The 7,070-nt window shown below is 31.4% G+C and carries 6 protein-coding genes; 1 reads left to right on the top strand and 5 read right to left on the bottom strand.

Features of this window, described 5'->3' with window-relative positions; translation table 11 throughout:
• Nucleotides 1-207: 207 nt before the first annotated feature.
• Nucleotides 208-900 carry a 5'-methylthioadenosine/adenosylhomocysteine nucleosidase gene (locus CLOBL_RS16465; RefSeq protein WP_009172982.1) on the top strand — a complete coding sequence of 231 codons (693 nt, stop codon included), beginning with the start codon at nt 208-210 and terminating at the stop codon, nt 898-900.
• A 180-nt stretch (nt 901-1,080) separates the two neighbouring features.
• Here CLOBL_RS16465 and CLOBL_RS16460 read toward each other — a convergent pair whose 3' ends face one another.
• The 5 genes from CLOBL_RS16460 to CLOBL_RS16440 form a co-directional block, all read right to left on the bottom strand.
• Nucleotides 1,081-3,087 carry a methyl-accepting chemotaxis protein gene (locus CLOBL_RS16460; RefSeq protein WP_077860035.1) on the bottom strand — a complete coding sequence of 669 codons (2,007 nt, stop codon included), beginning with the start codon at nt 3,085-3,087 and terminating at the stop codon, nt 1,081-1,083.
• A gap of 303 nt (nt 3,088-3,390) precedes the next feature.
• Nucleotides 3,391-4,209: a nitroreductase family protein gene (locus tag CLOBL_RS16455; protein ID WP_077860034.1), complete on the bottom strand. Its 819-nt coding sequence runs from the start codon at nt 4,207-4,209 to the stop codon at nt 3,391-3,393.
• A 403-nt stretch (nt 4,210-4,612) separates the two neighbouring features.
• Nucleotides 4,613-5,104, bottom strand: a complete 492-nt coding sequence (locus CLOBL_RS16450) for a GNAT family N-acetyltransferase (RefSeq protein WP_077860033.1) — start codon at nt 5,102-5,104, stop codon at nt 4,613-4,615.
• Between the two features lie 316 nt (nt 5,105-5,420).
• Nucleotides 5,421-5,648 carry an RICIN domain-containing protein gene (locus CLOBL_RS16445; protein ID WP_077860032.1) on the bottom strand — a complete coding sequence of 76 codons (228 nt, stop codon included), beginning with the start codon at nt 5,646-5,648 and terminating at the stop codon, nt 5,421-5,423.
• Complete coding sequence (locus tag CLOBL_RS16440) at nt 5,638-7,011, bottom strand: RICIN domain-containing protein (protein WP_077860031.1); 1,374 nt, start codon at nt 7,009-7,011, stop codon at nt 5,638-5,640. The genes CLOBL_RS16445 and CLOBL_RS16440 overlap by 11 nt, the downstream gene beginning before the upstream one ends.
• Nucleotides 7,012-7,070: the final 59 nt, after the last annotated feature.

The raw sequence follows: 7,070 nt of genomic DNA, 5'->3' as shown, positions 1-7,070 counted from the left end.
AACTTTTGTGTGTATCTATACTAGAAATCATATACATTTTGTGAAGCAGGCATTTAGAACTTTCCAGCGAAAATTTCACAAGTCCTGAGGAATAAAAATATATGTGATTTCGGCAAGTTACCACATAAGTTTAATTTTAAAGTTGGATATCTATAAATGTACATTATTTTGTACTTAATTATATTATTTTAGGAGGACAATTATTATATGACTATTGGAATAATTGCTGCTATGGCAGAGGAATTAGAGATTCTATTACAAGACTTAAATCTTGAAACAAAGAAAGAAAAAGCTAACATGACTTTTCACAAGGGTAAATTATATGGCAAAGATGTAGTAGCTGTAGTTTGCGGAATTGGTAAAGTAAATTCAGCTATTTGTACTCAGATATTAGCATCAGAATACAATGTAGATAAGATTATCAATGTTGGTGTTGCTGGTGGAATTGGTAAAGAAATTTATCCAGGTGACATAGTTGTTGCTGAAAATTTAGTGCAACACGATATGGATACTACAGCTTTTGGAGATAAGATGGGACAAATTCCAAGACTTGATACTTTTGATTTCAAATGCGATAAAGAGATGGTCACTTTAGCTAAAAAAGCTTGCGAAGAAATCTCAGAGTTAAACAGCTTTGTTGGAAGAATTGCTTCTGGTGATCAATTTGTTGCTAATATTGAAAAAATTCAATGGCTAGATAAGGAATTTGGAGCAATATCCTGCGAAATGGAAGGTGCTAGTATAGCACAAGTCTGCTACTTAAATTCAATTCCATTTGTAGTTATAAGATCAATTTCTGATAATGCAAATAACGGAGCACACATGGATTATCAAAAGTTTGTTCCAATTGCAGTTAAGAATTCAACTAGAATATTAAAGCAAATGCTTGAAATGATGTAAGGCATTATCAAAAATAACAAGTCAATTTATTTCCTTGTCTGATGAAAAATATTCTCAGCATATTTGAACTTGTTATTTTCTTTAATATGCCTAACGTTAATTTTCTCTACATAAATAAAGATCATACTTTGTATAAGCTATATAACATATATGCTCAATAAAAGTATGATCTTTATTATTTTACTTTAAAGTAAATTTGCTCATCTTTTCCTTTAAGTTACCCGCAATATCTTCAAGGTTACTTGCATACTGTGTAAGTTCATCCATTGTTGCGCTTACTTCTTCTGCTGATGCTGTAACTTCTTCTGATATAGATGCTGATTCTTCTGATACTGCTGCTATATTTTCTATTTGTGATTTTACTTTTTCCTTATTTACATGCATTTTTTCATTTAAATCTTTGATCTCTTTAATTGCATCTGTTAAAGGTATTATTGATTCAACTATTTTAGCGAATATATCTTCTGTTTCTTTTATAACCTGGCCTTGTGCCTGAGACATTTCTCTGCTTGCTTCCATTGCAGCTTTAGTGTTATTTCCATTAACCCCTATCTCTGTAACAATAGTTTTTATTTCATCAGTAGATTTCTTAGATTCCTCTGCAAGCTTTCTTATTTCTTCAGCAACTACTGCAAATCCTTTTCCTGCTTCCCCTGCTCTCGCCGCTTCTATACTAGCATTTAATGCTAAAAGATTTGTCTGCTCAGTAATTTCTTCAATTACATTTGATATGTAATTAATTTTATTTATACTTTCTATCATTTCTGCAACCATACCTGCGGACTTAATAGCATTTGTTTTAGCACTTGCAGCCTTATCTATTAAATCTTGGATTATAAAAATTCCCTGCTTACTTAAATCTTTAGTTACATTTGATAAATTATTAATATTACTTGTATGCTTATCAACTTCATCTATTCTATCTGATAATTCTTCTGCATTAGCTGCAATCTCAGTCGCAAATTGTGCTTGACTTGTAGCTCCAGTTGATACTTCTTGTATAGCATTTGTCACCTCTGATACTGACGATGTAGTTTCCTCTGACATACTTGCTATATTGACAGATGCCTCAATCAAACTTTCAGATGTATTTTGAACATTGTCCAGCAAATCAGATAAGCTATCCAACATAGTGTTAAAGTCATCTCCAAGTTCCTTAAATTCATCATTTGCTGTAACAGTAATTCTTCCTGTAAGGTCTCCCTTTGAAGCTTTGTTAATTACACTCTTCAATCTATTTATTTCTTTCATAAGATACAATGCTGCAATAACTCCTATGGAAACTCCTATAATAACTAATACAATTGAAATTATAATCATTGTTCCATGTATAGCCATTACTCCATCTTCAACTTCTTTGCCATCAATGATTCCAATGAGCTTCCATCCAGTCTTTTCATCAGTTTCCTGGCATACATAAAATGATTTTTTATTACTTTCAAAAGTGTATACTCCAAGGTCTTCCCCTTTGGCTGAGTTCCAGAACGATAAACCAGTAACATTGTCTTCTGCTACAGTATTTTTATCATTATTTACTATAATATCTCCATCACCATCTGCAAGTAAAACATAGCCTGTATTTAATAATTGTATTCCGCCTATGTATTTCTGCATCGCATCAAGGGACATATCAATTACTATAACTCCTATAAACTGTCCATTATCATCTTTAACTGCTTGAGCAACTGTCATAACCTGCTTTCCTGATACAGCATCTTTATACGGTTTAATATATACTATCTTACCATTAGCTGCTTTTGCTTTTACATACCATTCTCTTTCCTTAAAATTCAAATCATTTAAAGTTAAGACTCCACTATCTAATACTAGTTCGCCATTTTCTCCAGCAAAACCTGCATTTATGATTCCATCAATTGATGTTTTAGTATCCTTAAACATTCCTTGAACATAGTTTACTGTAAGCTTGTGATCTGCACCTGAATTAGTCAGATCTTTAATATGTATGTTTTTTGCTGCTACATCCATTTGCGTACCTAACACCTGTAGATACTCGGAAAATCCTTTATCAACTTCCTTAATCGTTTGTATACTAGTTGTTTTTAAGCTACTTTCTAATGCTGATTTTAATTTATAAATCGAAATTTCTCCTATTAATAATATAGGTACTATAATAAATAATACAATTCCTATAACAATTTTTCGAAATAGTTTACTATTTTTTTTCATCCCTTACGCACCCCTCATCATGTTAAATTAACTATCTAATCATCTTATAACTTATCTTTAAGGAAATATTAACAACAATGCATAGTATTGTAGCATTATACCATTTATTCAATTAAATAATATAATATTACTATAAAAATATTATATTTTCTTATACATTATTAGCTGTAATTTGTCTAGATAACGTTTTCTTATCTCTTATTCTTCTTTTTTTTCTAAATATCACTATAAAAGCTGTCCATTAAGCAGAATTTCATCTGCTTTAATAAACAGCCCAAAAACTCAATATAAGTTATTAAAATTTTACTTCCATAATATATTTGCAGCTTTTCTTGGAACTGTTCTAACATACTTTACATTTGGATATCCAATTATCATGCAAGTTACAACTTCTTTATTTTCCTCTAGTTCAACTAATTCTCTAATCTTTTCATTCCCTTGTGCTGCAAATGTAAAGAACCCGCTAAAAAATGTTCCAAGCCCTAGAGCATTAGTCATAAGTTCCATATTAGAAGATGCTAGAGATGCATTTACTTGTGAATCAGACACTACAAGAATTACTGCTGGAGCATTAAAAAATAGCCTGTCATTTTTAGGATTTTCTTTATATCCTTCATACATCTTTATCCACATCTGTGCATATCTTTTAAATGGTCTAGTTTGTTCATTTAAGTTATTAAGTATTTCTTCACCTTTAACTTTAAGACTATCAAAAACTAATTCCTTAAGTTCATCTATCTTATCTTTTACTACTACATAAGAAACGTTTTGACTATTACTACCTGTTTGAGTAAATCTTCCTGCTTCAATAATCTTAGAAATCTTTTCTGTTTCCACATCTTTATCTTTAAATTGTCTTGTAGTCCTTCTAAATTTTATGAAATTTAATAATGTTTCTGAATCTATTTTAAATTCAGTTTCATTATAAGTTTTTACCTCTTCCATATTATACTCATCTGTAGATACAGCACCTTTAGGACATACTGCAATACAATGACCACATTTAAAACATGCAATATTTCTAACTTTAGCCTTTCCATCAGCTATCTTAATATCATTGGCAAAACAATCTTTAACACAAAGTCCACAGCCCACGCATTTTTCATTATCTACAATCATCATAATATATAACTCCTTTTTATGTTGTTTTCAAGCATCCTCGCTATACAACTCATGATCTTTTTACAAGCACGCGAATAGCTTGTCCTTACCTTCAAAATATATATCATACAGTATATCACTCAGTTTATCTCTGTCAAGTAAAATAGTTATTCTACTAATACACTCAATCACTTAATTCATTGTATTGAATATATTAATAAAGATATAGATACTATTTAGGAGAATAGAATGATATCAAATTATTATATAAATATTCTAAAATCATTTAGTGCTACTTAATTTAATGAAAGCTTATAACTATTTTTAGAACAAAAATACTGATGCAACGACATATGCCATCACCATTGCATCAGTAAAATTCCTCTAATCTTTAAATTTTCCTAAATAAGTTTATTTGTAAACCTTAAAACTCTAGAAGCATATTATTCCATACTGCATTTCCATGAGTTGAATCAGCAATTCCCTTATGTACATATCCAAATCCCTCATAAAAATGAATTAAATGTTCCTTGCAAGTCAAAATAATCCCCTTTTTCCCTCTATCACGAGAAATATTTATCAAGTAATCCATTAATTTTCCTGCAATACCTTCATGCTGATAATCAGGAGCTACAGCTAATCCAAAAACAGCTTGATAGTCTCCTCTTGGATTATGCAACGATGCATCATGATATAATTCATCTGGCAGGCTTGGTTTATCTGTTATACATCCGTTAATATATCCAACAATTTTATTATCAATTTCTGCAACAAAAAAACTTTCTGGAAATGCATCAAATCTCTCATAAAAACTTTTCAAAGATGCCCCTTCAGCCTTTGGGAAACATAAATTTTCTATATCTGCAACATATTTTATATCTTCTCTTACTACTGGTCTAATTAAAATACTGTTCATTACCTGACCTCTCTTCACTTTATATTAAGATTTAAGTATATAATTTAAATCCATCATATACTTACTTATTTTTATTAACAATATATTTATCTATATCATTATATATTATTGCCTGTATTATTTCTACGAAAGCATTTTTTTCCTTTCCATGGAAAGATACTAATAATTATAAATTTTTGCTAGACTATAATTCAAAAACAGCCACAAAACATACTAAATTGTATATAGTATTTTGTGACTGCTCTCTCAGACTTCTTAATTGACTATTTAATTTTTATTTTAGGTTTATAATTATTTAAAACTTAATAAAAAATACTTAGTTTAACTGAACCAGCTTCCAGCACTGTGCATCATATCCATTATCAGTCCACTGTTGTACGTTCTCTCCAGCAGTCGCTGAGTTAGCATTGACATCAAGACATTTACCACTATTCTTATTAACAATTTTACAGTAACCATTACCAAGATCTTCTATTCTCCACTTTTGGCAATCAGCTCCATTGTCATTCCACTGTTGTACATTTGCGCCATCATTAGTATGCATTCACGACTTCCAATGCCATACCACTTTGAGCATTAATAAGCTTATAGTAACCATCATTAGTTGATATTATAGTCCACTTCTGAGGATTTAATCCGTTATCATTCCACTGCTGCACATTTGCTCCAGCAGCTGTTGACCCCTCTGAAACATCAAGACACATAGTATCATTGCTACACTTTGAAGATAATTTATACTGCTTGCCTGAATTTATAGACTTAAGAGGGAGAATGCTTGCAAACTTAATTTGGACATTATGACCGCCTTCTGTTCTTGGTACGCTAGTTACTGCTGCTATTTCATTCGTACCTGTCTGATAAACACTACTCCAGTCAAGGTTATATCCAAAAGTCCAAGGCTGCTGATCATTAGTATACCAGGAAGCGCCATAGTCAAGACTAAAGGATAGATTATTTGTACAAGATGTAACCATTAGCCTTCCATCAGAAAGAGATGTAATATAAGGTCCTGCTTTTTGATCCGGAATCTTTGTCCCTATCCCTGAAGTCCAAGTTTTGCCATCACTTGAAGTTTTGCAGAATATATTAGCATCTTGAGTACCAACTACTTCAAAAACTACAATGTAATTTCCATTAGTCATCTTCGTCACTACAGGCATACCAGGTCTTCCAGCTGAATTATTATCCCAAGCTACCCATATCTCTTTCCCCCAAGTAGCACCTCCATCATTAGAAATCCTTTCTGAAATAATCTGAGAATATGAAGGATTTTCAGTTACATGTTTTTCGTTAGCATAAAAACAAGCCAAACTTCCATCATTTAATATTTGAAAATGTGGCTCATAAATACCTTTATCTGGATTTCCGAGACTTCCTGCTGTTCCTTCATTTGAATCCAAGGTTGAAAGATATGGCCATGTCACTCCTCCATCAGTACTCTTATAAATATAAATTCTATAGGATTCCTGCCATCTAACTGATCTTGCTGCCAATCTTAATTCTCCATTTGGTAATTGAACAATTTGAGCATTATCTAAATCTCTATTATTATCTGCGATTGTTGATATAAGTTTCCATGTCCTGCAGTTATCAGTGCTTTTGAATACCTGAAGTCTTGTCCCTCCCCATGATGACATGTGAGTATACCCATTATTATCATATATTGTTAATGCACATAACCAAGTACCATCTGACAGCTTAGTAAGCCTTGCATATTCTGATCCAAAGGTTCCAGGTCTTATTCCTCGTGCATCAGGCCCTGCATCATCAAAAGTATTAATATTAGTAATAATCTTTGCTTCTCCAAAAGTTGCAGTATTTGCAGCACTTACTGGAGACACAGCTAAAAAAGTAGATAAAACTAACATTAAACACATAGAAAACTTAAATCTTTTCTTTTTAAACATTCTAACATCTCCTCTATACTTATTTTAAGTTTCTATATATAACAGCTAAATTTAAAACA

The organism is Clostridium sp. BL-8, from assembly GCF_002006495.1.
Lineage (GTDB): Bacteria > Bacillota > Clostridia > Clostridiales > Clostridiaceae > Clostridium.
Note: the sequence above shows the minus strand (reverse complement) of the source record. Positions and strands in the feature narration are given on the sequence as shown.

What these genes read in the sequence shown, in the direction of transcription:
- CLOBL_RS16450 (WP_077860033.1), bottom strand. Translation starts at nt 5,104, where the DNA reads ATGAACAGTATTTTAATTAGACCAGTAGTAAGAGAAGATATAAAATAT.
- CLOBL_RS16465 (WP_009172982.1), top strand. Translation starts at nt 208, where the DNA reads ATGACTATTGGAATAATTGCTGCTATGGCAGAGGAATTAGAGATTCTA.
- CLOBL_RS16445 (WP_077860032.1), bottom strand. Translation starts at nt 5,648, where the DNA reads ATGCATACTAATGATGGCGCAAATGTACAACAGTGGAATGACAATGGA.
- CLOBL_RS16460 (WP_077860035.1), bottom strand. Translation starts at nt 3,087, where the DNA reads ATGAAAAAAAATAGTAAACTATTTCGAAAAATTGTTATAGGAATTGTA.
- CLOBL_RS16455 (WP_077860034.1), bottom strand. Translation starts at nt 4,209, where the DNA reads ATGATGATTGTAGATAATGAAAAATGCGTGGGCTGTGGACTTTGTGTT.
- CLOBL_RS16440 (WP_077860031.1), bottom strand. Translation starts at nt 7,011, where the DNA reads ATGTTTAAAAAGAAAAGATTTAAGTTTTCTATGTGTTTAATGTTAGTT.